This is a genomic window from Streptococcus intestinihominis (genome assembly GCF_046824975.1).
Classification (GTDB): domain Bacteria; phylum Bacillota; class Bacilli; order Lactobacillales; family Streptococcaceae; genus Streptococcus.
The window spans coordinates 418,416-419,387 of record NZ_JBKQBL010000001.1 but is presented as its reverse complement, the minus strand read 5'-3'; the positions used below and the strand labels follow the sequence as shown (position 1 = coordinate 419,387).

The window sequence follows — 972 nt, the reverse complement described above, 5'->3', positions numbered from 1 at the left end:
GAGTCTGTTTCAATCAGTGCCTCTGAATCTGCTTCTCGCAAGCAAGCCTCTGAATTGGCTTCAGCATCGCATCAAACGAGTGCTTCTGATCAGTCTTCGATTTCTACAGATAGATCGACTTCGTCTACTCATTCTATGTCACAGGCATCAAATTGGTCATCCGCTTCTGCCTTGGCTTCAAATGCGGTAAACGAATCGACAGTGGTGTACGGGTCTGCTTCGGCGAGTCTTCAGGAGACAGCGAGCACACTTGTTTCATTAAAAGCAAGCCAGCTCTCCTCAGAATCGACTTCTCTTTCAACGAGTCGTTCTACCTCTAGCTCGACAAGTCAATCCCATTCACAAAGTCAAGTGACTCCTCAGATGAGCTCTTCTGGCGAGAAATCGGCTGCTTCTGTCTCTGAAGCAAAATCGACGTCGGACTCTCTAGGAGTGACGTCACGTGAGTTGTTTATCACGCTTGTAGTAGCTTTCTTTGCAGGCTTGGCCTCATTTTTCCATCGTAAAAAGTAAATACAATCATCTTTCTTAAATTGAAAATTTGCTTCTTTCGATTCTTCTGATATACCGGCAGATCCATGAGTGGATTTGTCGGTTTTCTTTGAGAATGTCGGGTGAAAAGCCTAGCGAAATATGGTATAATGAATGGAGAAAAGCTAGATGAATAGTGGTTCTTCAGATCATCTTCTGAAGAACTTTTTTTCTCTTATAGATCAGAGATCGTTTAGGTGAGATGGTCAAATTTGATGAGAGGACTTAGTTAGGATAAGCATTCGAAAGAAGGGGGAGTAGAAGAGCAGGATATGATGAAACAATCTGGAGTTAGGAAACGATTATTTTGGACAATCCTATTCGTTTTTGTTTATGTTTTAGGAAGTAAAATCACCTTGCCCTTTGTAGACCTAGCGAAGGTTCTAAATGTGAATGAAGGTGCTGCAAGGGGTCTGGAGTTGACGAGTGCTATCATGGGTG

Annotated in this window: 2 pseudogenes; both read left to right on the top strand. The window is 42.8% G+C overall.

The window, feature by feature from the left end:
* Window positions 1-513, top strand: a pseudogene (locus ACLOR3_RS02235) (hypothetical protein); the annotation flags it as partial.
* Between the two features lie 290 nt (window positions 514-803).
* A pseudogene (locus ACLOR3_RS02230) lies at window positions 804-972 on the top strand (accessory Sec system protein translocase subunit SecY2); the annotation flags it as partial.